This window comes from Methanoculleus sp. UBA208, from assembly GCF_002498065.1.
In the GTDB taxonomy this organism is placed as follows: domain Archaea; phylum Halobacteriota; class Methanomicrobia; order Methanomicrobiales; family Methanoculleaceae; genus Methanoculleus.
In genome coordinates, this window is sequence record NZ_DAFZ01000038.1 from 1 (window position 1) to 788 (window position 788).

Genomic DNA, 788 nt, shown 5'->3' on the forward strand with positions numbered 1-788 from the left:
ACCTGTCCAGGAGGTACACCAGCAGTTCCCCGTAGGCCTCCGGCTCGAGCGCCCACTCTTTCGGGTCATCGCTCCGGAGCGACGGCAGCGCCGGGTGCAGTTTGAGCGGGAACCCGTTCTGCAGGAAGAAGTTGAAGATCTCCTCCTTACGCTCGACCGACCGGCAGGTAAACGTGCAGATGAACCTGACCTCAAGTCCGTTTTCTCGTGCTATCTCGTAGCCCCGCATGGTCTTTCGGTAGTAGCCCTTTCCCCTCTGCAGGTCGTTGATCTCCTCGGGGCCGTCGATGCTGGAGCCGACGGGAATATTGTATTCTGCGAATATTTTGGCCATCTCCGGGGTGAGCTTCCAGAGGTTGCTCTGCAGGGCGAACGTCGGTTCGAGATGGGCGAGACCTTCGGAGAGGATGGGAAGCGCCTGCCGGTAAAAGTCCGCGCCTGCAAGGAGGGGCTCTCCCCCGTGGAAGGTGATGGTGATCTGGTTGGACTGGTAGTCCTTGAGCCACTCCTTTATTTCCCGGACGGTCTCGATACTCATCTTCGGAGACCTTTCATCAGAACTCCAGCAGTAGCTGCATTTTGACGGGCAACCGAGCGTGGGGATGATCATGATGTGAAAAGGGCTCTTCATTACACTCACTTCTCTCTGGAAGATGTAAAATCTATTCATGTGGGTATTGAACCCTAAAATTACCTCGAGGGTGAAGATCCATTCCGTTTAGAGCGCTCTTACGTGTGTTCCAGGCGAATTAATCAACATCCTGTGCCAGATCTCTGACACGGCTTCC

General features: G+C 55.3%; 1 protein-coding gene. It reads right to left on the bottom strand.

Going from position 1 to position 788, the window contains the following annotated elements; genetic code table 11:
* The coding region (locus BRA62_RS03315) for a TIGR04083 family peptide-modifying radical SAM enzyme (RefSeq protein WP_292364800.1) at positions 1-631 on the bottom strand (631 nt) is incomplete at its 3' end.
* Between the last annotated feature and the right edge of the window lie 157 nt (positions 632-788).